Raw genomic sequence first — 26,162 nt, 5'->3', positions numbered from 1 at the left:
CCAGCTTGCTGGGACGATCTGGCGCGTGAAACGCAGGTTCAACAATCCCCTCCCGCAAATACTTCTTGATCGTGTTGCGAGACACGCCCGTCCGCCGCGCGATCTCGCGAATGGGCATCTTGTCACGCAGCGCCCATTTCCGGATAACTTTTAAAAATCCCATGTCTATCACTCCAAGTGCTCCCAGCTGATTCAAGCCGGGGTAAGGTTGCACATGGGTCAATTCTCGATGACAATTTCTGCTGCTGCCGGGTCAGTTCTCAGTGACAATCAACAATCTCGGGCCCCGAAATGATCTTGTCTCGGGGCTTGGTGCTGGCGATGAATACATCGTCTTCAGCCGCGGGTCGGACTACCTGCTATACAATATCAACGGCGGTCTGCCCACGACGCCAACGCAGTTGACCTATCTTGCGACCAACGAGAACGGCGATCCGACGGCAGGCAACAACAACGGCGAACTGGAATTTCTGGATGCTTACGGTGCGTTCAACGTCATCTGTTTTTGTGCCGGCACGCTGATCGCGACAGACAAAGGCCCGCATCCCGTCGAGACGCTGGCGGTCGGCGATCTGGTCGAGACGCTCGACAGCGGCCTGCAGCCGATCCGCTGGATCGGACGCAGCGACATCAGCCTTGCCGCGACCCTTTTGCATCGCAATGTGCTGCCGGTCTGCATCGCCGCGGGCGCGATGGGATCAGGGCTGCCGCGCCGCGACCTCTGGCTGTCACCGCAACACCGCGTGCTGGTCCGGTCCAGGATCGTCGCCCGGATGACCGGCAAGCCCGAAGCGCTGGTCGCCGTGAAACAATTATGCGCGACGCCCGGCATCAGCCAGACGACGCAGCCGCGCGACGTCAGCTATCTGCATCTGCGGCTGGACCGGCACGAGATGGTGCGCGCCGAGGGCCTTTGGGCCGAGACCTTGCTGGCCGGGCCGCAGGCCATGCGCGGCATGGACCCGGACGCGCAACGCGAACTGGCGTTGATCTTTCCCGGACTGATCGAAGGTGCCGACAATGCCGTCCGCCCGATCATGGCGGGACACAGCGCGCGTGCGCTTGCCCAACGGCATCTGCGCAACGACAAGGCCCTGCTGGCCGAAAATCACTAAACCTGCGTCAAATCACCCGCCGTCTGGCGCACCACCTCGGCCACCTGCCGGAATTGCGCCGCCATCGGATTGGTCTTGCGCCAGATCATCCCCACCGTGCGCGCCGGTTGCGGGTCGGCAAAACGGCTGATGCGCACAGGTGCGGACCGCGTCTCGACCGCGACGGCCATCTGCGGGATCAGCGTGACACCGATGCCAGCGCCCACCATCTGCACCAGCGTGGACAGCGAACTGCCGTCCAGCCCGTCGCGGGTCATTGCGGATTGCAGGTTGCAGAACGACAGCGCCTGATCGCGGAAACAATGCCCTTCTTCCAGAAGCAGCAACCGCATGTCGCGCAGGTCGGCGGGTTGCGGCACGGGGGCCGCGCCATCCTTTTCGGACCGGACCAGCAGCAGCTTTTCCTCGAACAGTGTCAGTTCCTCCAGCGCGGGCTCGGCCACGGGCAAGGCCACGATGGCGGTGTCGATCTGCCCGTCGTGCAATTCCTCGATCAAGCGTTGCGTCATGGTTTCGCGCACATGCACGTCGAGGTCAGGAAAGCTGCGCCCCAATGCGCCGATCAGCCCCGGCAAAAGGTAGGGCGCGATGGTCGGGATCACCCCGATCCGTAACCGCCCTGCCAAGCCCGATTGCGCCGCGCGCGCCATATCGGCAAGTTCATCGACCGCCTGCAGGATGCCACGCACGCGCTGCGCCCAGTCTTCGCCAAATGCGGTCAGCCGGACCTGCCGCGCGCCGCGTTCGAACAGGGCCGTGCCAAGCGTGCTTTCCAACTCCTTGATCTGCACCGACAGGGCAGGTTGGGAAATGGCGCAGGCATCCGCCGCGCGCCCGAAATGGCCGTGGCGGGCCAGCGCCTCGAAATAGCGCAGCTGTTTGAGCGTGATATTCATAACCTGAAGTTATCGAAACTATTATAAATTGCAACTTAAACAAATGGCATACTTATGTTAGAAGGATTCTAATCGCGCGCGCCATGCAAGCGGCAGCGTTGCGAACCTGCTTTGCCACAACACGATCGGAGAGAGAATCATGGACGGAAACGATGTTGGAAAATGCCCTGTCATGCACGGCGTCGGGCTGAACACGACGACCGGCACACGCGGCAACCGCGACTGGTGGCCCAACCAGTTGAACCTGCGCATCCTGCACCAGAACGCACCCGCGCTCGACCCGATGGGCGAAGATTTCAATTATGCGGAAGAGTTCAAGAAACTCGACCTGCAGGCGTTGAAACAGGACCTGACCGCGCTGATGACCGACAGCCAGGACTGGTGGCCCGCAGACTATGGCCATTACGGCCCGTTTTTCGTGCGCATGGCCTGGCACAGCGCCGGCACCTACCGCACCGCTGACGGACGTGGCGGATCGCGGTCCGGCACCCAGCGTTTCGCGCCGCTGAACAGTTGGCCCGACAACGGCAACCTCGACAAGGCGCGTCGGTTGCTCTGGCCGCTCAAGCAGAAATACGGCAACCAGATTTCCTGGGCCGACCTGATGATCCTTGCGGGCAACGTCGCGATGGAATCGATGGGCTTCAAGACCTTTGGTTTTGCAGGCGGTCGTGCCGATATATGGGAACCCGAGGAAGACATCTATTGGGGCACCGAGGATACATGGCTCGGCGACACTCGCTACAAGGGCGACCGCGAGCTGGAAAACCCGCTGGCCGCCGTGCAGATGGGTCTGATCTACGTCAACCCCGAAGGCCCGAACGGCAACCCCGACCCGCTGGCCTCCGCCCGTGACATTCGCGAAACATTCGCGCGCATGGCGATGAACGACGAGGAAACCGTCGCATTGGTCGCCGGTGGCCACACGTTTGGCAAGTCGCATGGTGCCGGTGATGCCGCCCTGATGGGCCCCGAACCCGAAGGCGCGCCGATCCACCAGATGGGGTTCGGCTGGAAGAACGGTTTCGAGACCGGCAAAGGCGTGCACACCACGACGAGCGGCATCGAAGGCGCATGGACCCCCACGCCCACCACTTGGGACATGAGCTATTTCGACACGCTTCTGGGCAATAATTGGGAACTGACGAAAAGCCCCGCCGGTGCGCATCAATGGCGCCCTGCCAATGGCGCGATGTCGGATGCGGTGCTTGACGCCCACGACCCCGCACGCCGCCATGCGCCGATGATGACAACCGCCGATATGGCGCTGAAACTCGACCCGGCATATGCGAAGATTTCCAAACATTACCACGAAAACCCCGAGATTTTCGCCGATGCCTATGCCCGCGCATGGTTCAAGCTGACCCACCGCGACATGGGGCCAAAGGCGCTGTATCTTGGCAACGAAGTCCCCGCCGAAGACCTGATCTGGCAGGACCCGATCCCTGCCGCCGATCACGACCTGATCGACGCCGCCGATGTGACCGCGCTCAAGGCGCAGATCATGACGACGGGTCTGAGCGTGCAGGAACTGGTGCGCACGGCCTGGGCTTCGGCCTCGACCTTCCGCGGGTCGGACAACCGGGGCGGTGCCAATGGCGCGCGCATCCGTCTGGCCCCGCAAAAGGACTGGACCGTCAACGAACCTGCCGAGCTGTCCAAGGTGCTGGCAGCGCTCGAAGGCGTGCAAAGCGCGTTCAACGCGGCCCAGACCGGCAACAAGCGCGTGTCGCTGGCCGATCTGATCGTGCTGGGTGGGTCCGCCGCGATTGAAGCTGCGGCAAAGGCTGCGGGTCACGATTTGTCGGTGCCGTTCACGCCCGGTCGCACCGATGCCAGCGCCGAACAAACCGATTCCGAAAGCTTTGATGTGATGGAACCGATTGCCGACGGTTTCCGCAACTACCTCAAGCCCGGCCTATCGGTGGCCGCTGAAAAGCTGCTGGTGGACCGTGCGCAACTTCTGGGCCTGTCCGCACCGGAAATGACCGCACTGGTCGGCGGCCTGCGCGTTCTGGGGGCGACCTATGGCAACACCAGCCACGGTGTGCTGACCGACAAACCCGGCACGCTGACCAACGACTTTTTCGTCAACCTGACCGACATGGCCTATGACTGGACCCCTGTCGCAGGTGATGAAAATGCGTTCGAAGGGCGTGACCGCGCCACCGGTGCGGTGAAATGGACCGGCACGCGGGTCGATCTGGTGTTCGGCTCGAACTCGCAACTGCGCGCCATCGCCGAAGCCTATGCACAGAACGATCAGGCAGAGCGCTTTGTCGGTCGTTTCGTTCAGGCATGGACCAAGGTCATGGAACTGGACCGTTTCGATCTGAAGTAAGCAAGACAGGGCGCAGCCGGTTTTCCGGCTGCGCCCCTTTTTCGCGGCCATTGCACGGCAAGGGGGCCGCTGATGAAAACCTCAACCCTCATTATCGGTGGTGGTCTTACTGGCCTTGCCCTTGCCCATCGGCTACAGATGGTTGGGCAGGATTACCTGCTGATCGACGCGCGAAACCGTTTCGGCGGGCGGATCGCATCCTTGCATCTTGACGGTGAAGGCTTCGATCTGGGTCCCTCTTGGGTCTGGCCCGGGCAGATGCGGATCGCGGCCCTGTGCGACCTGCTGGGTATCGCGCTTTTTGGGCAATACGCCAGTGGCGCGCAGCTTTACGAACAACCGAACGGGCAGGTCATCCGCGACAAAGGATTCATGTCGATGGCCGGATCGCTGCGGATTGCAGGCGGCACTGGCGCACTGGTGGACGCCCTTGTCGCGCGGCTCGACCCTGCGCGGCTGATCACGGGTGCCGTCGCGCAACGGGTGTCGGACAGCGGCGCGACCTTGCAGGACGGCCGGACCATCACCGCCGACAGGATCGTGATCGCCATCCCGCCACGGCTGGCGGCAGGTCTGGATTTTACGCCCGCCTTGCCCAATGACGCGCGGCAGGCGCTGGCGGCGGTTCCGGTCTGGATGGGCGCGCATGCGAAATGCGTCGCGGTTTATGACAGCCCGTTCTGGCGCAAGGACGACCTGTCCGGCGATGCGGCAAGCAGGCGCGGCCCTCTGGCGGAAATCCATGATGCGAGCCCTGCGCAAGGTCTGCTTGGGGCCTTGTTCGGGTTTGTGGGAATCTCTGCCGACCAGCGTGCGCGAACCGATCTGCGCGCGCCCGTGATCGCCCAACTGGTCAATCTGTTTGGACCTCAGGCCGCGGGGCCGCGCGCGCTGCGTATCATGGATTGGTCGCGCGAAGCCTTTACCGCCACCCCTGCGGACGCCACGCCCCCGATGGGCCATCCGGCCTATCTGCTGCCACCTGCCCTGCGGCAGGTCGCGCATGACAGGATCATTTTCGCCTGCGCGGAACTGACCACCGACAACGGTGGCCTGATCGAAGGGGCGCTGGCCGCCGCCGAACGGGCGGCCAGTCTTGTCATGACCGCGTGATCATTCTGCCGGAACAAACGCCGTGTTCGGCATGGCCCGCTTGGCCCGCTTTTCGCCCAGCATGAGCATCGCAGGCGTGACCAGCAGGGTCAGCACCGTTGCGAATACGAGGCCGCCCGCAATAGCGCTCGACAGTTCTGTCCACCATTGCGTCGACGGAGCGCCATAGACGATCTCGCGTGTGTAAAAGTTGATGTTCAGCCCGATCACCATCGGCAGCAAGCCCAGCGCCGTCGTGGCCGAGGTCAGCACCACAGGCCGCAGACGTTGCGCCCCTGTCCGCAAGGCGGCTTCCAGTGATGACAGCCCCTCGGCGCGTAGCTCGTTGAACGTGTCGATCAGAACGATGTTGTTGTTCACCACGATACCGGCCAAGGCGATGACACCGATCCCCCCCATCACGACGCCAAAGGGACGGCCCGTGATCATCAGCCCCAACAGCACGCCCGCGACGGAAAACACGATCGCCGACATCACGACAAAGGCCTGCCAGAAGCTGTTGAACTGCGTCAGCAGGATCAGAAACATCAGCCCGATGGCCGACATGAACGCGCCAATCAGGAACACCATCGATTCTGCCTGATCTTCTGCTTCGCCGCCGAACTTGACCGTCACGCTGTCAGGCAGGTCCAGATCCGCAATGGCCGCTTGCAGGGCGAGCGTCTGGTCGTTCGCAAGCACCCCCGGTGCGACATCGGCGGAAATCGTCAGAACCCGTGCCTGATCGATCCGCGTGATCACGCCGCTGCGCGGGGCGGGATTGAACGACACGAAATTCGAGATCGGCACGAGCCCCACGGATGTGGGCACGCGCAGTGCCTCCAACTCGGCGAGCGTGCGGCTATCGGCGGGGAAACGCACGACGATATCGACCTCGCCATCGCCATCCTCGGGACGGAAATTGGCAACGTTGATGCCGCGCGTCAGCAATTGCACCGCTTGTCCAAGCAAGGCGACGTCGGCCCCGCTGCGTGCAGCCTCGGAGCGGTCGACGCTGATCTGCCATTCGACACCGGGGCTGGGGCGCGAATCGATGACGTCGATAAACCCGCCTAGCCGGTTCATCGACCCGAGCACGGCTTCCACGGCTGCGGTCTGGTCCGCATCGTTCCCGCTGAAGATTTCCAGGTTGATCGGCTTGCCACCGCCCGGCCCGGCGGCGCTGGTCTGCACCTGCACCTCGATCCCGGGGATTTGCGCCATCTCGGTGCGGATATCCTCGGCGATCAGGGCGACAGGCCTGCGGGTGTCCCAATCCGTCAGTTCGAGTTGCAGCGCGCCGATCACGTCGCCGCTTTCGCGGGACCCGCCGGACCGCGCGTAGATACTGGCGATTTCGTCATAAGCCTCGAGGCGGGACTCGACCTCGCGGACGAGCGCATCCTGTTCATAGACCGAGAAATTGTCCTTGGCCAAGATTTCGACCTGCGCGTAATCGGGTTCAACATCGGGGAAGAAGGTCAGGCCGTTGCCGAAATGCCCATAAGCGACAAAAGACCCGACGAGCGCGATCATCGCAAAGCTGAGCGTCGTCCATGGGCGCAAGATCGACCATTCCAGAACCTTGATATACCCACCCATGAAGCCTGTCATCTGACGCGGATCGCCTTTTTCGGCGGCGTAAAGCTGGGCTTTGGCCTTGGCCGTCTGACCTTGGCGCTTGCCGATCATGCCGCCAACGACGGGAATGAAGATCAGCGCCATGAACAAGGATGCCGACAACGTGACGATCACGGTGATGGGCAGGAATTTCATGAATTCGCCGACGACGCCCGACCAGAACAGCAACGGAAAGAACACGCACAGCGTGGTCGCGGTCGAGGCGATGATGGGCCAGGCCATCCGCTTGGCCGCACGGGCATAGGCGGATTTGGGGCTGTCGCCTTCGTGCAAGTAACGATCCGCCAGTTCGACCGTGACGATCGCCCCGTCCACCAGCATCCCCACGACAAGGATCAACGAGAAGAGCACGACGATATTCATCGTCAGCCCCATGAAATACAAGATCGCGACGCCGGTCAGGAATGCCCCCGGAATGGCCAGCCCGACCAGCAAGGACGACCGCAGGCCCAGCGCATAGACGATCACGATCATGACCAGGATGATCGCTGCGATCACGTTGGCTTCGAGGTCGGACAGCATCGTCTTGACGGTTTCGCTTTCGTCCAGCGTATAGCTGATCTCGACGCTTTCGGGCCAATCGGCGCGCACGCGGTCGATCACGGCGCGCACTTCATCCACGGTATCGATGATGTTGGCCCCGGCACGTTTCTTGATTTCAAGCGCCAAGGCGGGCTGTCCGTCGATGCGGGCATAGCCCGCTGGGTCCTCGAAGGTGCGGCGGATCGTGGCGACATCCGCAAAGGTCACGACCGTCTGGCCGCGTGTGATGATCGGCAATTCCATCACGTCCTGCACATTCTCGATCAGGCCCGGCACCTTGAGCACGATGCGCCCTGCCTCGCTTTCGATGGCACCGGCCGCGATCAACTGGTTGTTGCGCGTGATCGATCCGATCAGTTCATCGAACGACAGATTGTAGGTCTCGAACACTGTCGGGTCGATCAGCACCTCGAGCAATTCATCGCGCTTGCCCGCGACATCCACCTCGAGCACGCCGCCAAGCGCCTCGATCTCGTCCTGCAGATTGTCAGCCAGCGCGTTCAGCGTCCGTTCGGGCACCGGGCCGGACAGGATCACCGTCAGGATCGGGAACAATGCTGTGTTGATCTCGGTGACGGTCAGTTGCACGCTGTCCGGCAGGTCGTTCTCGGCCCGGTCGGCGGCCTGGCGCACATCATCAAGCGCCTGGCTGGCATCGAAACCGGGTTCGAATTCAAGCTGCACAGTGGCAAAACCTTCGCCTGCCTTGGCAATCATCGTGCTCAGGCCCGTCAGTGACGCGAATTCCGTTTCCATCGGTCGGACAAGCACGCCCTCGGCGTCCTGCGGCGAAATCCCGTCAAGCGAGGTCGACACATAGACCACGGGGATCGTGACCTCGGGATTGCTTTCCTTGGGGATCGCGATGTAGGCGAAAGCCCCGACCAGCAGCAGAAACGCCAGAACAAGGCTGACGACCTTGCTGCGGCCAAAAGCGGAATCGATCAGTCCGTTCATGGCTGCACCAAGGCTGTCTGGTCCTGCGTCGGTGCGCGCGGTTCGACAGGGTCACCCTGATTGACAAAGCCCTGACCCACGGTGATGATCCGCGCCTCGTCCGGAAGACCGGCGACCCAGATCCCGTCGGTCTGCGCGCGTACGATCTGCACGACCGAGAAAACCACGCGATTGTCCGAATCCACGGTCTTGATCCCAAGATCGCCGTTGGTGCCCAGCGACAGCACCGCAGGCGACACGAAATGCCCCCGCGCCTGTCCGGTCGGCATCGCCACACGCGCGCTGAGACCCGCAGGCATGACGCTGTCGGGATTATCGACCGTCACCTCGACCCGGAAAGTCCGCGTCTGTTCGTCCGCATTCGCCCCGATAAAGGCGACGGTGCCGGTCTTTTCCTCGCCGGTGATAAAGGACACCTCGGCGGTCTGGCCTGTCTCTAGACGTGAAAGCGCCTGTTGCGGCACTTGCACCACAACCGTCAGAGGATCGTTGTCGAGCACTTCGGCAACCACAGCGCCATTGTCGACGAATTCACCGACATTGACGGTCAGATCGTTCAGACGACCGGCAAACGGTGCCGTCAGGATCGTGTTGTTCAGCTGATCCTGCGCCGAAGTGACAGCAGCCTCGGCGGCTGCCCGTGCGGCCCGCGCCTGCGACACGCGGTCTTCGGTCGCGACCCCACGGCCTTGCAAGGCAAGCGCGTTGTCATAGTCGCGCTGCGCCTGTTCCAATTGGGTCTGCGCCTGCAAAAGCTGCGCTTCGGCGATGGCGGCATCAAGCCGCACAATTTCCTGCCCGGCGGTCACCAGATCGCCACGCTTGACCGCAACCGAGGCGATTTGACCGTCGGCCTTGGCGCGCACGGTCGTGGCTCGGTCGGGGATCGACTGCCCCTCGGCGGTCAGGACCAAGGGCACGTCCTCTGCGACCGAATCGACAACGGCGACGCTGACGGCGCGGTCGGGTGTGTCCGTGGCGGCCGTCTCGGCAGGGTCGGCGGAAGGTATGACGAGACCGCTGCCCATCCAGCCAACCAGCGCAAGCGCCAGCATGCCAGCGATCCACTTGGACCGCCCGGCACCCTTGTCGGTGTCGAATTGGAGTTTCCCCGTCTGATCGGGGGGTGTCGCGCCAGCCATCGGTTTTCCTTTTGCGTCAGGCCATCATAGAACATGGGCCGAGTCGTGTCTAAGTAGTACCGCCGCAGCGGTGTTACCAGATGCAAGCAACAGCTTCATGTGACAACATCGCATCACGATCAAGCCAGCGGCGGCTGCACGGCGCGGTCGCGACCGTCTGGACATTCCCCTGCGCGCCATGGCTAAGTCGGGGTGATGCAAAAGAACAGGAGCGGTGCTTTGCCGGATATCCATGGCGGCCCCGGACAAGACCCAAGCCTGACACGTGACCCCCGCCTTGACCCGACCTTCTGTCCCTTGGGTATCGATGGGATTCTGGTGCGGTTCTCGCGCGTGCTGACCCCGCAGGCAAATGCCGCCGCTCATGCCTTCTGCGACGTCATCAGGGGTGCCAATGTGCCCGGCGTGACCGAAGTGGCGCCATCGCTCACCTCTGTGCGGGTCGGGTTCGATCCGGCGGCGACCGACCGACCCAGGGTGATGGGGCACCTGCGCGGCCTCTTGGGCGACCTGCAACACGCCGAAACCTCGCCCCGCCGCCTGTGGCGCATTCCGGTGGCCTTCGGTCCGATGCATGCACCGCAGCTGGCCGAGGCGGCGGCCCTTGCCGGGCTGACGACGCAACAGGCGGTGGCGGAAATCACGGCGCAACAGCTCCGTGTTCTGGCGATCGGTTTCGCGCCTGGCCAGCCCTACTTGGGGATGATGCCGCCCCATTGGGACATACCGCGCCTGTCGGAATTGACCCCGAAGGTGCCGCGCGGCGCGCTGGTGACAGCGGTGCGCCAATTGATCATTTTCGCCGCCGACACGCCGACAGGCTGGCGACAGATCGGGCAAAGCGCGTTTTCGGTCTGGCGGCCCGACAGTGACACACCGTTCCCGCTGGAACCCGGCGATGCGGTGCAATGCGTCGCGGTATCGGACGATACGCTGCGCGGCTTGCGTGCCAATCGCGACAGCAACGGCGGCGCGACCTGCGACGTGTTGCGCTGATGCCTGTCCTGACAATCCACAAATCGGGTCCCGGCGTCACATTGCAGGATCTTGGTCGCCCCGGCTGGACCGCTCAGGGCCTGTCGCGCGGCGGCGCTGCCGACCGGCTTGCGGTGCTGGAAGCCGCAGCGCTGCTGGATCAGGATGCCGGCTTTGCGGTTATCGAATTCATGGGGCTTGGCGGTGTTTTCAGCACTGACCAGCCCGTGCGCATGGCCCTGACGGGCGCGCTGATGCAGGTCAGCGTCGACGGTGTGCCTGTGCCCCCGAACACCACCCATCTGCTGACACCACGCGCAACGCTGACTGTCGGCGGCGCGAAAAGAGGCGTTTTCGGCTATCTTGCCTTTGCCGGTGGTTTCACGACTGATCCGGTCATGCGCAGCCGCGCGACACATCTGAGCGCAGGGCTGGGACGCGCGCTGAGCGCGGGCGATACCTTGCCGCTGGGCGATGATCCGGCGCCGGACTGGCCGGCACAAAGACTGAACGTCGCCGACCGATGCAGCGGCGGCATCATTCGGATGATGCCGGGTCCGCAGACGGATCTTTTCGATGAAGCGACGCTCGCCGCGTTTCTGGCGACGCCGTTCCGGCGCGATCCGCGCGGCAACAGGCAGGGCGTGCGGCTGGACCATGACGGTGCGCCGTTCGCGGCGCCAGGCGGGCTTGGCATCACGTCGGACCTCATCGTGCCGGGCGACGTGCAATTGACCGGAGACGGGGTGCCGTTCGTCCTGCTTGCCGAATGCCAGACGATCGGGGGCTATCCGCGCATCGGCACCGTCATCCCTGCCGATCTGCCGCGCGTCGCGCAAGCCGCCCCCGGTACGGCATTGCAATTCACCTTGCTCGATACCGCAGCGGCCGATGCGACCGCGCAAGCCGACGCCGATGTCCTGCGTGCCTTGCGGCAGGCGCGGCAGCCACTGATCCGCGATCCACATGACATCGCCGATCTCTTGGGCTACCAACTCGTCAGCGGGGTGACCGCAGGCGATGATCTGGAACGGGACGAATATGGCAATCAAGGTTGATCTGAACGCCGACATGGGCGAAAGCTTTGGCCCCTGGACGATGGGGGATGATGCGGCTTTGCTCGACATCATCACGTCGGCCAACGTGGCTTGTGGGTTTCACGCGGGCGATCCTGATGTGATGGACCGGACGATGCGGCAAGCCACAGCACGCGGCGTGAGCCTTGGCGCGCATCCGGGCTTTGCCGATCTCAAGGGTTTCGGACGACGCAACCTGCCGATCCCGGCCGCCGAGGTCGCGAATGCCGTCGCCTATCAGCTGGGTGCGGCCCAGGCGATGGCGCGCCGCGCAGGTGGGCGCATCAGGCATCTGAAACTGCACGGGGCGCTGGCCAACATGGCCTCGGTCGATGCAACCCTCGCGCGGGCCTGTTATCAGGCGGCGCTGGATGTGGACCCTAATCTCGTCATCATGGTGCTAGCCGCCACCGCACAAGAACAGGCCGCGCGCGATCTGGGCTGCGCCTGGGCGGGCGAGATTTTCGCCGACCGCGCCTATAACGATGACGCCACATTGGTGGACCGTCGGCTAGCGGGTGCAGTGCTGCACGACCCCGCCGTCATTGGCCCGCGTATTCTGGCGATGGTGCAGGCGGGTGCCATCATCGCGGAAAGCGGCAAGCACATATCTTGTCGGATCGACACGATCTGCCTGCACGGCGACACCCCCGGCGCAGTCGCCGCCGCGCGCGGCCTGCGCGATCACCTGAGGCAGGCGGGGATCACGCTTGCCCCCTTCTGAAACGGAGCCTGCAATGACCAGTTACTACGCACCCGAGGGCGGCCTGCCCCCGCAGACCGACCTGCTGACAGGCCGCGCGGTTTTCACCACCGCCTATGCCGTGATCCCCAAAGGGGTGATGGCCGATATCGTCACCAGCAACCTGCCGTTCTGGGACAAGACCCGCGCATGGGTGCTGGCGCGACCTTTGTCGGGGTTCGCGGAAACCTTCAGCCAGTATATCATGGAGGTGGCCCCCGGCGGCGGCAGCACGCGGCCCGAGACGGACAAGGGCGCGCAAGGCGTGATCTTTGTGGTCAAGGGCGGGTTTACCCTGACCATCGCGGGGGTGGATCACGCGATGCGCCCGGGCAGCTATGCCTATCTACCCGCGCGCTGCGACTGGCAGGTGCGCAACGGCACCGATGCGCCCGCGACGTTCCACTGGGTGCGCAAGACCTATTGCGCGGTCGATGGCATCGACGCGCCAGAGGCTTTCGTCACCGACGAGACGGCTGCAACCACCATCGCCATGCCCGACACCGCCGGCGCATGGGCCACGACCCGCTTCGTGGACCCCGCCGATATGTGCCACGACATGCATGTCAATATCGTGACACTCCAGCCCGGCGGCGTGATCCCCTTTGCCGAAACCCATGTGATGGAACACGGGCTTTATGTGCTCGAAGGCAAGGCGGTCTACCGCCTCAATCAGGATTGGGTCGAGGTCGAGGCGGGCGATTTCATGTGGCTGCGCGCCTTCTGCCCCCAAGCCTGTTATGCAGGCGGTCCGGGGCCTTTCCGCTATCTGCTTTACAAGGATGTGAACCGGCATATGCCGCTATAAGAACTTTTATGCCTCCGGCGGGGATATTTAGGCTCGGAAGATGGGGGAAGAGGCACGAAATCCGTCGGGGATCGCGTCGTGGTTTTCCAGGATCAGATCAGCCATGACCTGCCCGACCTTGGGCGCCATACCAAAGCCGATCTTGAAGCCGCCATTGGCGATATACGCACCCGCACGCGTCGGGTGATGGCCCAAAACCGGCGCGCGGCTGGGCGCGCGGGGGCGCACACCGGCCCAGCGTGCGATGATTTCGGCCCCGTGCAGCACCGGAAAGGCGGCGATGGCGCGCGCGATCACGTCATCAAGGGCGGCATCAGTGCTGGCGGGATCGGTGAAATCCCGCTCCGAGGTGGACCCGATCGCGACGGTGCCATCCAGATGCGGGATGATATGCAGCGCGTCAGCAAAGAGTTGCGGGCTGCCAGCCGCATCATAGCGCAGCAAGGCCGCCTGGCCCTTTACGCCATTGCCGCCGATCTCGGTCATGCCAGCCCAGCCGGTGGCCCAGACGACCTTGCCCTCTGGTGCACCATTGCGCAGGACCCTGCCGCCCAAGGCTTCCACCGCAACGGCCAAGGCGTGCGTCGCACGGCGGGGATGGACCAGTGCGGACAGCGTGTCGCGCACCACGTAGCGGCTGGGCGACGGCGGCATCCACGGCGCATCGGTGGCGGGTTCGACCTGCCATGTCGCCAGACCTTGCCATAGATCGGCGGCAGATAGCGCGCGCGCGCGTGCCAAGTCCACCGCCTGCGCATCCGCCAATGGCTGCAAGCGTCCGGTGCGGGCATAGCCGGTGTCGGTCCCGGTCAAGGCTGCAACATCCGCCCAGAAGTGTTCCGCCATGATCAAGCTGTCGAATTGGAACGCTTTCTTGTCGTTCCAATGCTCCGGCACATGCGGGGCAAGCGCACCGACGAGGCCACCGCTGGCCCCCGCCGCGACACCGGCAGGGTCGATCACCTGCACCTTGGCCCCGCGCTGCGCGCAAGTATAGGCCACCGACAGGCCGAACACCCCCGCCCCCATCACCGTGATATCAGCAATTGCCATTCTGTGCCCTTCGCCCCAATGATGCCTATGACCTAGGGCAGACCGGCATGACAGACCAGACAGCAAAACTCGATTGGCGCGGCGGGGTGCCGATCGCGCGCGATTTCGACGACCCGTATTTCTCGCTTGATGACGGATTGGCGGAAACGCGGCATGTGTTTCTGGAAGGTAACGACCTGCCCGCGCGGTTCGGGGGGGATCTGCGGATAGCTGAACTGGGTTTTGGCACGGGTCTGAACCTGCTGGTCACATGGGACGCTTGGGTGCACGCGGGCAGGCAAAGCACGCTGGATTTCACCTCGTTCGAGGCTTTCCCGATGGCAGAGGCCGATATGGCGACAGCGCTTGCGCATTTCCCCACGCTGGGGGGCTATGCCGCGCGGTTGCTTTCGGCATGGACACCGGATGCGGGACGAATTGCGCTGGACGACGGGCTGACATTGGACGTTATCATCGGCGATGCCCGCCTGACGCTGCCAACTTGGCAAGGTGCGGCTGATGCATGGTATCTGGACGGTTTTTCCCCCGCCAAGAACCCCGAACTGTGGGAACCCGCGCTGCTGCAGGCGGTGGCGGCGCATACGCGCGCAGGCGGCACGGCGGCGACCTATAGCGCGGCGGGACATATCCGGCGCGCATTGGCCGAGGCCGGTTTCACCGTCACCCGTCACCCCGGATACGGACGCAAGCGGCACATGACCCGCGCGAGGATGCCAGATGCAGACGAATACTAGGCTCGGGATCATGCTGATGATCCTCACGACTTTCATCTTTGCGATACAGGACGGGATTTCGCAGCATCTGGCGGCCAACAACAACGTCATCATGATCGTGATGATCCGCTACTGGTTCTTTGCCGCTTTCGTCATCGCCATCGCACGGCGGCAATCGGGGTCGATCCGCGCTGCGGCGCGCACCAAACAGCCGCTTTTACAGATCGCGCGCGGCACGCTGCTTGCGCTGGAGATCTGCGTCATGGTCACGGCCTTCGTCTATCTGGGGCTGGTGGAAAGCCATGCGATCTTTGCCTGCTATCCGCTGCTGATCGCGGCGCTGTCCGGCCCTGTTCTGGGCGAAAGCGTGGGCTGGCGACGCTGGGTCGCGATCGGGATCGGCTTTGTGGGCGTGCTGGTGATCTTGCAACCGGGCTTTGCGGTGTTTTCGCCCGCCGCCGCGATCCCGCTGGCTTCGGCCTTCATGTTCGCGCTTTACGGGCTTTTGACGCGCTATGCGGCGCGGCTCGACAATACGACAACCTCGTTCTTCTGGACCGGCACGTCGGGGGCGGTGGTGATGACCGTAGTCGGCGTCTGGTTCTGGGAGCCGATGTCAGCCTCCGACTGGCGCTGGATGATCACGCTGTGCATCACGGGGGCTGCCGCGCACTGGCTGCTGATCAAGGTCTATGAAGTCGCCGAAGCAAGCGCCGTGCAACCCTTCGCCTATCTGCAACTGGTCTTCGCCAGCATCATCGGCGTCGGGCTGATGGGCGAGACGATCCGCCCCAATGTCGCCATCGGTGCCGCCATCGTCGTGGGTGCCGGGCTCTTCACCTTGTGGCGCGCCCGCCAGAAAGCCTCATCTTCCGAGTAAAAATATCCCCGCCGGAGGCATAAAAGTTTTTAATCCCGCACGGGCCGTGCCACAGGGCGCAAGATCGGTTTCTGCCCGATCAACAGCGCCATAAACTGCACCGGCCCCGCTTGCCCGCTCAGCCGCGCCTGATAGACCGGCAGGCTTTCGGTGACGCGCTGCACGTAATTGCGGGTCTCGACAAAGGGGATATGTTCGATCCAGTCGACCACATCCATCTGCCGCAGACGCGGATCACCGCGTTCGCGCATCCAGGCCTGCGGACGGCTGGGGCCCGCGTTATAGCCTGCGGCGATCATCACGGGGCTGGGGCCGAATTCGTCCTGCAGATAGGCCAGATAGGCCGCGCCCAGCGTCGCATTATACTGCCAGTCGCTGGTCAGCCGCGCGCGGGAATAGGGCAGGCTCAGCCAGCCTGCGACCTCTTCCGCGGTCGCGGGCATGACCTGCATCAGGCCCAGCGCACCGACGGGGCTGCCAATCCCGATGTTGAATTCGCTTTCGCGCCGCGCAATCGACAGGGCAAGCGCCGGATCGACCGGCAGGTCCATTTGCGCCAGATCATGCACGGGATAATAGATTTCGGGCAGGACTTCGCCACGCGTCACGGCGGTCTTGCCCAGCAGCAAGGTATAGTAATCCTCGTCGATCGCGGACAGATAGGCCCCCAGCGCGCGCAAGGCGTCAGGTTCCAGCCGTTCGCCAAGCGCGGCAAAGAACGTGACGGCAGCCCCGCGTTCGCCCCCTTCCAGCAGGATCAGCGCGGCGCGGGTCAGGTCATCCTCGAACACGGGCGCACCCTGCCACGCGACATCCGCCCCGACCAAGGCCGCATCCAGCGGCCGGTCGATCCGTTCCGAGGCAAGCAGGCCATAGAACGTCGTCTGATGCGCTGCCGCGCGCGCATAGGCGACAAGGGCAAGGTCAGTGTTGCCCTTCACATCCTGCGCGCGCCCGATCCAGTAGTTCATCCGCGCCATTGATATGGGGCCGGACACACGTGCCGCCGCCGTCTCGAAATGCGCAAGCGCCTGCACCGGATTGCCCTGATAGATCAACGATATATAGCCTGCGAGCCATTCGAGATCGGCAAAAGCCTCGCCTTCGGTCAGGAAATGGGTGGCAGCCAATTCATAGGCCAGATCGGCGCGGCCTTCGCGCATGTGCCAGCGCGCCAGCACCTGCCGGTAGCCTGACCAGCGGAAGGGTTCCTGCAAGGCAGCAGCGTTGGTCGATTGCGCGCGCAGCACCTCGGTCGCGTCGGTCCAGTCGCCGCGCGCGGCCAGCCAGCTATAGCGGGCATAAATCAGGCCGGGATTGTCACGCAGCGCCGCTGGCACGGCATTGAACAAAGGCAGCATGTTGTCGGTGCCATTGGCATAGCCGATGCGCGCGGCGGTCAGGGCGCGCTGATCCTCGGGCAGCACTGGCAAAAGGCGCGCGGCATCGCTGGTGCGCCCGCGCCAGAGCAGGGCATCCGCGCGGGCGGCGTGCCAAGGGGCAAGCCTGTCCGCGAAACTGGCCATCACGATGGCATGGCCCTCTTCGTCCAGCCCCAGCGTCAGCCAAGCGGCGCGCAAGGCGGTCTCGGCCGCCTCGGCCTGCCCTGCGGCGGTCAGGGCCTCGACAAGCCGGACGACACCGGCGCCAGTTGCGGGGGGGGCCGCGTCGAACCATGCGATGACGGTCTGCGGGTCGGCATCAGGGGGGATCACCGCCTCGGCGGCGCGGCGCAATTGGGTCAGGCCCGGCCAGTCGGGGCGGGCGGCGACAAAGGACAGGTAGTCGGCGAATTCAGCCTCGCCCGCGCGCAGGCGCAGCCATGTCAGCACGTCGCGCGCGACCGGATCGGCATCTGCGGCGATCTGATATGCCACGTCCCAACCATCGCCCGCAGCGACAACCGCCGCGACAGCGGTCTGATCGACTCGCTGCGCCGCGACCGGCGTGGCCACGACGAAAGACAGAAGGCACAGGGCCGTAAGACGCATCAGGATCACCGCTCTTGCTTGTTTTGGTGCAGGGTAAAGCAGCCGTGCGCCAAGGCAACTGACAAACTTGGCATCCGCCGCAAAGGCGTCTAGGGTCCGCGCGATTTCGCCAAGACGGGAATCGTCCCGCACACAAGGAAACGTCGCATGTTCAAGGGCTCCATCCCCGCACTCGTCACACCGTTCGCAAACGGGCAGGTGGATGTCGCGACGCTGAAAAAGCTGGTGAACTGGCATGTGGAACAGGGCAGCCATGGGCTGGTTCCCGTCGGCACCACCGGCGAAAGCCCGACGTTGACCCATGAAGAACACGACATGGTCGTGGAAATTGTGGTGCAGGAGGCCGCAGGCCGTATCCCCGTGATCGCCGGTGCCGGATCGAACAACACGATCGAAACCGTGCGTCTGGTCGAAGCCGCGAAAAACGCCGGTGCCGATGCCGCCCTTGTCGTGACACCCTATTACAACAAGCCGACCCAAGCCGGATTGATCGCGCATTTCACCGCCGCCGCCGATTGCGGCCTGCCGATCATCATCTACAACATCCCCGGCCGGTCGGTCGTCGATATGACCCCCGACACGATGGGCGCGCTGGCGCAGCATCCGATGATCATCGGGGTCAAGGACGCCACCGGCGATCTGGCGCGCGTCCCCAAGCAGCGCATGCGCTGTGGCACAGATTTCGTGCAATTGTCTGGCGAGGATGCGACCGCGCTCGGCTTTAACGCGCATGGCGGGGTGGGCTGCATTTCGGTCACGGCCAACGTCGCCCCGGCGCTTTGCGCCGCATTTCAGGAAAGCACCTTGGCGGGCGATTATGCCAAGGCCCTGACGCAACTTGACCGTTTGATGCCGCTGCACGAGGCGATCTTTACCGAACCGGGGGTCGCAGGGGCGAAATACGGCATGTCACTGCTGGGGCTGTGTTCGGACGAGGTGCGCAGCCCTCTCATCCCGCTGACCGATGCCACCAAGGCCAAGATGCGCGCAGCGATGGTCCATGCGGGCTTGCTGACCTGAGGCCAAGCGCCTATCTGGGACCGATGGCCAAGAAGAATGAAAAGACGAATTACAAGGTCGTCGCCGAGAACCGGCGCGCGCGGTATGACTTTGCCATCGAGGATGACATCGAGGTCGGGATCATCCTGACCGGGTCCGAGGTGAAATCCCTGCGCGTCGGCCAGTCGAATATCGCTGACAGCTATGCCTCGGTCGACAATGGCGAATTGTGGCTGACCAATGCCTATATCGCGCCCTACGAACGCGCGATGTTCAGCCATGAGGAACGCCGCAAGCGCAAGCTGCTGGTCAGCCGCAAGGAATTATCGCGGCTCTGGAACGCGACCAAGCGCGAAGGCATGACGCTGGTGCCGCTGGTCATGTATTTCAACGACCGCGGCTTGGTAAAGCTGAAGATCGCGACGGCCAAGGGCAAGAAGAACCACGACAAACGCGCGACCGAAGCCGCCCGTGACTGGGGCCGCCAGAAGCAGCGGCTTTTGCGGCACGGGGACTAAGGGGCGCTGCCCCTCGGCCCGGACAGGTCCGGCCCTCACCCCGGAGTATTTTCGGAAAAAAGAAGGTGCCAGGGCCGGGGCGGGCGGTGATCCCTTGTTTCCATGCGGGTTGCGCGATAGTCACGCATCCATGCGATCAAAGGGCAATGTCATGACCAAACCCGCGCCGGATGACACCAGAACGCTGGTCAGCACCGATTGGCTGCTGGACCATCTCAAAGACCCCGATCTGCGACTACTGGATGCAAGTTGGTATCTGCCGGACGCCGGACGGTCGGGTCTGGCGGAATATCAGGCCGGTCATATCCCCGGCGCGCGCTTTTTCGACATCGACGAGATCAGCGATCTGCGGTCGGAATTGCCGCATATGGCACCCCCCGTAGAAAAATTCATGTCGCGGATGCGCGCGATGGGTGTGGGTGATGGTCATCAGGTTGTGGTCTATGACGGGGCGGGGCTGTTTTCGGCCGCGCGCGTCTGGTGGATGTTCCGGCTGATGGGGCATGATGCCGTCGCCGTGCTGGATGGCGGCTTGCCCAAATGGGTGGCCGAGGGCAAGCCTGTCACCACTGCCGCACCCGTGATCCGCGACCGCCACATGACCGTGCAGCGCCGTGCGCAGATGGTGCGCGATGTGACCGATGTCGCACGTGCGGCCAAGCTCGGGGATCACACGATCATCGATGCGCGCGCGCCCGGACGGTTCCGCGGCGAGACGCCGGAGCCCCGCCCCGGCATGCGGTCCGGCCATATTCCTGGATCGCGCAACGTCTTTTATCAGGACCTGCTGAACGCCGATGGCACCATGAAACTGCCCGCTGCACTGCGCGCCGTTTTCACCGATGCGGGCGTCGATCTGGACAAGCCCGCGATCACGACCTGCGGGTCGGGGGTCACGGCGGCTGTGGTGTCATTGGCCCTTGAACGGATCGGCAAGACCGATCACTCACTTTACGACGGCTCCTGGTCCGAATGGGGCATGTATGCCGATCTTCCACTTGCAACCGGAGCCGCCTGATGCTGCACAATCTGCACCCGCAACCCGCCGACAAGATCCTGATGCTGATGGCCGAATACCGGGCCGATCCGCGCAGCGACAAGATCGACCTTGGCGTCGGCGTCTACAAGGACGCAACCGGCAACACGCCGGTCATGCGTGCGGTGAAAGAGGCCGAGCGCCGGATCTTGGCGGATCAGACGACCAAGGCCTATACAGGTCTGGCCGGTGATCCGGCCTTTGGTGCGGCGATCCGCGATCTGGTGCTGGGCGACAGTGTCGCGGCTGACCGCGTGGCCTGTGTGGCGACACCCGGTGGCACGGGCGCGATCCGGCAGGCGCTGGAACTGATCCGCATGGCGGCGCCGGATGCCACGGTCTGGCTGTCGAACCCGACATGGCCGAACCATCCGTCGATCATCAAGTATCTTGGTATGAAGATGGCCGAATACCGCTATTTCGACAATGCGACGCGCGGCGTGGATTTCGACGGGATGATGGCCGATCTGGGCGCGCTCAAGGCAGGCGATGTCGTGCTGCTGCACGGCTGCTGCCACAATCCGACAGGCGCGAACCTGACGGCAGAGCAGATGGCGCAGGTCATCGCCCTGATGCAGGACCGTGGCGCCGTGCCGTTCGTCGATATCGCCTATCAGGGCTTTGGCGACGGGCTGGAGGCGGATGCCCAGATCACGCGCCAGATCGCGGGTGCGTTCGACAATTGCCTGATCGCCGCCAGCTGTTCCAAGAACTTTGGCATCTACCGCGAACGCACCGGCGCGCTGATGGCCATTGCCAAGGATGCCGACCAGCAGGCGCTGGCGCAACAGAACCTCGCCTTTCTGAACCGGCAGAACTATTCCTTTCCGCCCGATCATGGCGCACGGGTCGTCACCACGATCCTGACCGACCCGGCCTTGCGCGCCGAATGGGAGGCGGAACTGGAAGAAACCCGCCTGTCGATGCTGGGCCTGCGCCAGCAACTGGCCGATGAATTGAAGCGCCTGACGAACACCGACCGTTTCGATTTCCTTGCCCATCATCGCGGGATGTTCAGCCGCCTCGGGGCGACACCGGAACAGGTTGCGGCGATGCGCGCGGACAAGGGCATCTACATGGTGGGTGACAGCCGGTTCAACGTCGCGGGCCTGAACGCGCAAAGCGTGCCGGTACTGGCGCAGGCGATTGTGACCGCAGGCGTCTGAGCCTGATTGCCGACAGCTGTGCAACCGCAATGCTGCGGTTGCAAACGCCTCTTGTGACCCGTTGCGCAATATAATACCCAATGGGAAACCCGTTGCGCAATTTTGCTACCCGAAGGATCGCCATGTCATTCCGCCTGCAGCCTGCCCCCCCTGCCCGTCCGAACCGTTGCCAGTTGTTCGGCCCGGGATCGAACACCAAGCTGTTCGCGAAAATGGCGGCAAGCGCCGCGGATGTGATCAATCTCGATCTGGAAGACAGCGTCGCACCGTCGGACAAGGACAGCGCGCGGGACAATGTGATCGACGCGATCAATACCGTCGATTGGGGCACCAAGACGCTGAGCGTGCGGATCAACGGGTTGGACACGCCCTATTGGTACCGCGATGTCGTGGATGTGCTGGAACAGGCGGGCGACAGGCTGGACCAGATCATGATCCCCAAGGTGGGCTGTGCGGCGGATGTTTATGCCGTGGATGCACTGGTCACCGCGATCGAACGCGCCAAGGGCCGGACCAAGCCGATCAGTTTCGAGGTCATCATCGAATCGGCTGCCGGTATCGCCCATGTCGAGGAAATCGCAGCCAGCTCTCCGCGCATGGCGGCGATGTCGCTGGGGGCTGCGGATTTCGCGGCCTCTATGGGGATGCAGACCACAGGTATCGGCGGGACGCAGGACAACTATTACATGCTGCACGGTGACACGCGGCATTATTCCGACCCGTGGCACTGGGCGCAGACCGCGATTGTCGCGGCCTGCCGGACGCATGGCGTGCTGCCTGTGGATGGCCCGTTTGGCGATTTCAGCGATGACGAAGGCTATCGCGCGCAGGCGCGCCGGTCGGCCACATTGGGCATGGTCGGCAAATGGGCGATCCACCCCAAGCAGATCGCCCTCGCCAACGAGGTGTTCACCCCGTCCGAGGCCGCCGTGGCCGAAGCGCGCGAGATCCTTGCGGCCATGGAACAGGCCAAGGCCCGTGGCGAAGGTGCGACCGTCTACAACGGGCGTCTGGTCGACATCGCCTCGATCAAGCAAGCCGAAGTGATCGTGCGCCAGTCCGAGATGATCGCGAGCTGACGCGCCGTTGCCATCGGTCCCCGGTTGCGCCATATAAGTCGGACATCCGCAACAGGGCACGCACCCATGACACTATACCTCGACTTTGAAAAACCCCTCGCCGAGATTGAAGGCAAGGCCGAGGAATTGCGCGCAATGGCGCGGGACAATCCCGAAATGGATGTATCGAAAGAGGCATCGGCGCTGGACAAGAAGGCGGGCGAATTGCTGACCTCGCTTTATGCCAACCTGTCACCATGGCGCAAATGTCAGGTGGCCCGCCACCCCGAACGCCCGCATTGTATCGACTATATCGAGGCTTTGTTCACCGAATTCACCCCGCTTGCGGGCGACCGGAATTTCGCCGACGACCATTCCGTCATGGGCGGCATGGCGCGGTTCAACGATATGCCTGTCATGGTCATCGGCCATGAAAAAGGCAACGACACCAAATCGCGCATCGCGCGCAATTTCGGCATGGCCCGCCCCGAAGGATACCGCAAGGCGATCCGGCTGATGGATCTGGCCGACCGGTTTGGCCTGCCCGTCATCACGTTGGTCGATACCCCCGGTGCCTATCCCGGCAAAGGTGCCGAAGAACGCGGCCAGTCCGAGGCGATTGCCCGGTCTACGGAAAAATGTCTGGCGCTCAAGGTGCCGCTGATCAGCGTCATCATCGGTGAGGGCGGATCAGGTGGCGCGGTCGCCTTTGCCTCAGCGAACCGTGTCGCGATGCTGGAACATTCGGTGTATTCGGTGATCAGCCCCGAAGGCTGTGCCTCGATCCTGTGGAAGGATTCCGAAAAGATGCGCGAATCCGCCGAAGCCCTGCGCCTGACCGCCAAGGACCTGCACGAGTTGGGCGTCTGCGACCGGATCATCGCGGAGCCCAAGGGCGGCGCGCACCGCGATCCTGCCGTGGCCGTGAAAGCCGTAGGCGAGGCGCTGAAATCCATGCTGGCGGAACTCGGTGGCAAATCCGGCGACAAGCTGCGCAAGGACCGCCGCGGCAAGTATCTGGCACTTGGCAGCAAGGGGCTCGCCGCTTAAGCCGACCGGAGCGGAAAACCCGCCTCGGCGGCAAGCCTGTCAGAGGCGGTTTCGATCTCGGTCTCCAGCCGCACCATGAAATCCGCAATCTCGAGCCCCGGTTCGATGCGGGGCAGGAATTCGAACACCGCCGTGCCTTGGTGGCGGTAGACACCCCGTTTTGGCCAGAACACGCCCACATTGGTGGCAACCGGCACGACCGGCTGACCCAGTTCACGATAAAGCGCGCCTGTCCCGATCTTGTAAGGCGCCTTGACCCCCGGCGCGATGCGCGTGCCTTGCGGATAGATGATCAGCTGCCCCGGCATGGCGCGCCCGGCCTGCACATCGGCCACCATCTGTTTGATCGCCTGCCCGCGTTTGCCGCGATCCACCGGGATGCAGCCGATCCGCAGACCGAACTGGCCAATCACCGGGGCATATTTCAGGATCGCCTTGAAGATGAACTTGCCGCGCGGCATGGCGCCGTAAATCATCAGCACGTCCAGAAACGACTGATGCTTGGGCGCGACCATCACCTCGTCCGTGGGCGGCGTGCCGCGGATTTCTGTTTTCAGCCCGATCATCCAGCCCGATGTCCAGCGCACCCAGCGGCAATAGGCGTGACAGGCGGCAATGGCCCCTTCGCGCGACCAGATCGCGGCAGGCAGGTAAAGGATGCCGATGACCAGCATGGCGACATACATTTGCGCGTTGAAGATCAACGACCGCAGCCATTGTATCGCATAACTCATGTCTGTTCCTTCAGCCTGCGAAACGCGGCCGCTCGTGTCGCCGCAAAGGCCACGATACCCGACAAGGGCGGAATCGCCAGCGGCCAAATCCAGTCGAGTCCGACAAATCCGAAATGCACACCCGTGCCCCCCGCGACATCGGCCTGTGGCAACCCTTGCAACGCCACCAGCGCCAGCACCGCCCCAAGGATCGCGCCCAGCCCCGCACGCAGGGTGAACCGCCGCACAAAGGCCCGCGCGATATAGGCATCCCGCGCGCCGACCAGCCGCAGCACGCGGATCACCTGCGCATTCGCCGCAAGGGACGCATGGGCGGCCAGCGTGATCATCGCGGCCATCACCGCCCCGATCAGGGCCAGCACGCTCCACCCCACCAGACGCAGCCGCTGTGCGGCGGCCAGCAGGGGTTCGCGCCACGCGCCGTGGTCGTCCAGCACGGCCCCCGGCACCTCGGCCTGCAGGCGGGCGCGCAGCCCTTCGGCGTCGTAACCGTCCTCATCGGGTAGAATTTCGATCAGTTGCGGCACAGGCAGGGATTCCACGGGAATATCCGGCCCGAACCACGGGGCCAGCAAGGCGCGCTGTTCATCCGCCTCCAGCACGCGGGCAGAGGCGACGCCTGTCGTCGTCTGCAAGACATTGACGGCAGCGCGCAACGCCTCGTTCGTTTGGTCCAGATCGGCAGGCAGGCGCAGCGTCGCGGATTGCGCCAGATCGTCGGCCCAACCACTGGCCAACCGCCCCGCCGTCAGCGACAGCGCCAGCGCAAAGACGGCCAGAAACGCCATCGCTGCCGCGACAAACACCGTCAGACGCGCGGAAATGCCCGTCGGCGGCACCGCGCGATCGGCGAGAGGGTCACCCATGATCAGCGCGAGAAGGTTCTTCACAATTCCGCCCCCGCCTGAATCAACTGCCCGCCCTTGAGCCGCAGGACACGCGCGTTCACATCCGCCTTCATCGACCGGATCATCGCCAGATCATGCGTGGCGATCAGGATCGTCTTGCCCATTCGGTTCAGCTCTATCAGTAAGGCCAGCAGGCGCTGGGACATGTCCCAGTCGACGTTTCCGGTGGGTTCATCGGCAATGACTACATCAGGCGACATGATGACGGCGCGCGCCAGCGCCGCGCGTTGTCTTTCGCCACCCGACAGCTCCGGCGGGCGCTGGCCTGCCTGCGGGCCAAGGCTGACCCAAGACAGCAGTTCAGCAAGATTGTTTTGCGCATCCGCGATCCGGTCAGCGACCGTCAGCGGCAGTGCGATGTTTTCGGCGATCGACAGATGGTCAAGAAATTGGCAATCCTGATGCACGACCCCGATCCGTCGGCGGGCCATCGCCACCTCGTCGCGGGTCAGGGTGGCGGCATCCTGCCCAAACAGCCGCACCTTGCCCGTCTTGGCCCGTAAATCGGCGTAGCACAGACGCAACAATGTTGTTTTTCCGGCACCGGACGGCCCTGTCAGGAAATGAAATGACCCTGGCGCCAACTTGAGCGAAAGCCCCGAAAACAAGGTCGTTCCACCATATCCATAAGACACGTTGTCGAGTTCTATCACGATCTTTCCTTTGCCTGCCGCTGCTGTATTGCCTAAAAGCACGGCGGGATTCAATGATGGCCGCATCCCGCCTTG

The 26,162-nt window shown here is 63.7% G+C and carries 24 protein-coding genes; 15 read left to right on the top strand and 9 right to left on the bottom strand.

The annotated features are described in order from the left end of the window. A partial coding sequence (locus H147_RS20460) for a helix-turn-helix domain-containing protein (RefSeq protein WP_019953608.1) occupies positions 1 to 163 on the bottom strand: 163 nt, incomplete at its 3' end. Between the two features lie 100 nt (positions 164 to 263). Between H147_RS20460 and H147_RS19215 the strand changes: the two genes are divergently transcribed. After that, the gene (locus H147_RS19215) at positions 264 to 1,115 is read left to right on the top strand and encodes a Hint domain-containing protein (RefSeq protein ID WP_019953607.1); all 852 of its coding nucleotides are present in this window, start codon (positions 264 to 266) and stop codon (positions 1,113 to 1,115) included. Here H147_RS19215 and H147_RS0101710 read toward each other — a convergent pair. Further along, positions 1,112 to 2,011: a LysR substrate-binding domain-containing protein gene (locus H147_RS0101710; RefSeq protein WP_019953606.1), complete on the bottom strand. Its 900-nt coding sequence runs from the start codon at positions 2,009 to 2,011 to the stop codon at positions 1,112 to 1,114. The two genes, H147_RS19215 and H147_RS0101710, sit on opposite strands and share 4 nt — an antisense overlap. 139 nt (positions 2,012 to 2,150) lie before the next feature. Between H147_RS0101710 and katG the strand changes: the two genes are divergently transcribed. Then, the gene (katG, locus tag H147_RS0101705) at positions 2,151 to 4,352 is read left to right on the top strand and encodes a catalase/peroxidase HPI (protein WP_019953605.1); all 2,202 of its coding nucleotides are present in this window, start codon (positions 2,151 to 2,153) and stop codon (positions 4,350 to 4,352) included. Between the two features lie 72 nt (positions 4,353 to 4,424). Beyond that, positions 4,425 to 5,465, top strand: coding sequence for a flavin monoamine oxidase family protein (locus H147_RS0101700; RefSeq protein ID WP_026352163.1), 1,041 nt, complete (start codon positions 4,425 to 4,427; stop codon positions 5,463 to 5,465). Here H147_RS0101700 and H147_RS0101695 read toward each other — a convergent pair whose 3' ends face one another. After that, positions 5,466 to 8,585 (bottom strand): efflux RND transporter permease subunit, encoded by a 3,120-nt coding sequence (locus H147_RS0101695; RefSeq protein WP_019953603.1) that lies wholly within the window; start codon positions 8,583 to 8,585, stop codon positions 5,466 to 5,468. Further along, complete coding sequence (locus tag H147_RS0101690; protein ID WP_019953602.1) at positions 8,582 to 9,727, bottom strand: efflux RND transporter periplasmic adaptor subunit; 1,146 nt, start codon at positions 9,725 to 9,727, stop codon at positions 8,582 to 8,584. The genes H147_RS0101695 and H147_RS0101690 overlap by 4 nt, the downstream gene beginning before the upstream one ends. Before the next feature lie 195 nt (positions 9,728 to 9,922). Here H147_RS0101690 and H147_RS0101685 point away from each other — a divergent pair, with 195 nt between their 5' ends. From H147_RS0101685 to H147_RS0101670, 4 genes are read left to right on the top strand one after another with little or no spacing between them, the layout of a single operon-like run. Then, positions 9,923 to 10,723 (top strand): 5-oxoprolinase subunit B family protein, encoded by an 801-nt coding sequence (locus tag H147_RS0101685; protein ID WP_019953601.1) that lies wholly within the window; start codon positions 9,923 to 9,925, stop codon positions 10,721 to 10,723. Beyond that, entirely contained in the window at positions 10,723 to 11,760 is a 1,038-nt protein-coding gene (locus tag H147_RS0101680; protein WP_019953600.1) for a 5-oxoprolinase subunit C family protein, read from the top strand. The genes H147_RS0101685 and H147_RS0101680 overlap by 1 nt, the downstream gene beginning before the upstream one ends. Then, positions 11,744 to 12,502, top strand: coding sequence for a LamB/YcsF family protein (locus H147_RS0101675; RefSeq protein ID WP_019953599.1), 759 nt, complete (start codon positions 11,744 to 11,746; stop codon positions 12,500 to 12,502). The genes H147_RS0101680 and H147_RS0101675 overlap by 17 nt, the downstream gene beginning before the upstream one ends. Positions 12,503 to 12,515: 13 nt before the next feature. After that, entirely contained in the window at positions 12,516 to 13,328 is an 813-nt protein-coding gene (locus H147_RS0101670) for a bifunctional allantoicase/(S)-ureidoglycine aminohydrolase (protein ID WP_019953598.1), read from the top strand. 27 nt (positions 13,329 to 13,355) lie between these two features. On the opposite strand, the gene H147_RS0101665 is transcribed toward H147_RS0101670, so the two are convergent. After that, complete coding sequence (locus H147_RS0101665) at positions 13,356 to 14,381, bottom strand: NAD(P)/FAD-dependent oxidoreductase (RefSeq protein ID WP_019953597.1); 1,026 nt, start codon at positions 14,379 to 14,381, stop codon at positions 13,356 to 13,358. 47 nt (positions 14,382 to 14,428) lie between these two features. Between H147_RS0101665 and mnmC2 the strand changes: the two genes are divergently transcribed. Beyond that, on the top strand, positions 14,429 to 15,115 hold the full coding sequence (gene mnmC2 / locus H147_RS0101660; protein WP_019953596.1) for a tRNA (5-methylaminomethyl-2-thiouridine)(34)-methyltransferase MnmC2: 687 nt from the start codon (positions 14,429 to 14,431) through the stop codon (positions 15,113 to 15,115). Continuing rightward, a complete protein-coding gene (locus H147_RS0101655; RefSeq protein ID WP_026352162.1) occupies positions 15,099 to 15,974 on the top strand; it encodes a DMT family transporter in 876 nt (291 codons plus the stop codon). Before mnmC2 ends, H147_RS0101655 begins: the two co-directional genes overlap by 17 nt. Positions 15,975 to 16,003: 29 nt before the next feature. On the opposite strand, the gene H147_RS0101650 is transcribed toward H147_RS0101655, so the two are convergent. Continuing rightward, entirely contained in the window at positions 16,004 to 17,965 is a 1,962-nt protein-coding gene (locus tag H147_RS0101650) for a lytic transglycosylase domain-containing protein (RefSeq protein ID WP_245541088.1), read from the bottom strand. Positions 17,966 to 18,112: 147 nt separating this feature from the next. Here H147_RS0101650 and dapA point away from each other — a divergent pair, with 147 nt between their 5' ends. From dapA to H147_RS0101620, 6 genes are all read left to right on the top strand, one after another. After that, a complete protein-coding gene (gene dapA, locus H147_RS0101645) occupies positions 18,113 to 18,985 on the top strand; it encodes a 4-hydroxy-tetrahydrodipicolinate synthase (RefSeq protein WP_019953593.1) in 873 nt (290 codons plus the stop codon). Between the two features lie 23 nt (positions 18,986 to 19,008). After that, positions 19,009 to 19,482, top strand: a complete 474-nt coding sequence (gene smpB, locus H147_RS0101640) for an SsrA-binding protein SmpB (RefSeq protein ID WP_019953592.1) — start codon at positions 19,009 to 19,011, stop codon at positions 19,480 to 19,482. 151 nt (positions 19,483 to 19,633) lie between these two features. Next, the gene (sseA, locus tag H147_RS0101635) at positions 19,634 to 20,500 is read left to right on the top strand and encodes a 3-mercaptopyruvate sulfurtransferase (protein WP_026352161.1); all 867 of its coding nucleotides are present in this window, start codon (positions 19,634 to 19,636) and stop codon (positions 20,498 to 20,500) included. Further along, positions 20,500 to 21,684 (top strand): amino acid aminotransferase, encoded by a 1,185-nt coding sequence (locus H147_RS0101630; RefSeq protein WP_019953590.1) that lies wholly within the window; start codon positions 20,500 to 20,502, stop codon positions 21,682 to 21,684. The genes sseA and H147_RS0101630 overlap by 1 nt, the downstream gene beginning before the upstream one ends. Positions 21,685 to 21,806: 122 nt before the next feature. Then, complete coding sequence (locus H147_RS0101625; protein ID WP_019953589.1) at positions 21,807 to 22,763, top strand: L-malyl-CoA/beta-methylmalyl-CoA lyase; 957 nt, start codon at positions 21,807 to 21,809, stop codon at positions 22,761 to 22,763. A 66-nt stretch (positions 22,764 to 22,829) separates the two neighbouring features. Then, on the top strand, positions 22,830 to 23,792 hold the full coding sequence (locus tag H147_RS0101620) for an acetyl-CoA carboxylase carboxyltransferase subunit alpha (RefSeq protein ID WP_019953588.1): 963 nt from the start codon (positions 22,830 to 22,832) through the stop codon (positions 23,790 to 23,792). Here H147_RS0101620 and H147_RS0101615 read toward each other — a convergent pair. The 3 genes from H147_RS0101615 to H147_RS0101605 are packed head-to-tail and all read right to left on the bottom strand — an operon-like array spanning position 23,789 to position 26,087. Beyond that, entirely contained in the window at positions 23,789 to 24,526 is a 738-nt protein-coding gene (locus H147_RS0101615) for a lysophospholipid acyltransferase family protein (RefSeq protein WP_019953587.1), read from the bottom strand. The two genes, H147_RS0101620 and H147_RS0101615, sit on opposite strands and share 4 nt — an antisense overlap. Further along, on the bottom strand, positions 24,523 to 25,416 hold the full coding sequence (locus tag H147_RS0101610; protein ID WP_019953586.1) for a cell division protein FtsX: 894 nt from the start codon (positions 25,414 to 25,416) through the stop codon (positions 24,523 to 24,525). The genes H147_RS0101615 and H147_RS0101610 overlap by 4 nt, the downstream gene beginning before the upstream one ends. Continuing rightward, entirely contained in the window at positions 25,413 to 26,087 is a 675-nt protein-coding gene (locus H147_RS0101605; protein WP_026352160.1) for a cell division ATP-binding protein FtsE, read from the bottom strand. The genes H147_RS0101610 and H147_RS0101605 overlap by 4 nt, the downstream gene beginning before the upstream one ends. Positions 26,088 to 26,162 lie beyond the last annotated feature (75 nt).

The sequence above is a fragment of the Yoonia vestfoldensis DSM 16212 genome (assembly GCF_000382265.1).
Classification (GTDB): domain Bacteria; phylum Pseudomonadota; class Alphaproteobacteria; order Rhodobacterales; family Rhodobacteraceae; genus Yoonia; species Yoonia vestfoldensis.
This window is presented reverse-complemented; position numbering and strand designations above follow the sequence as displayed.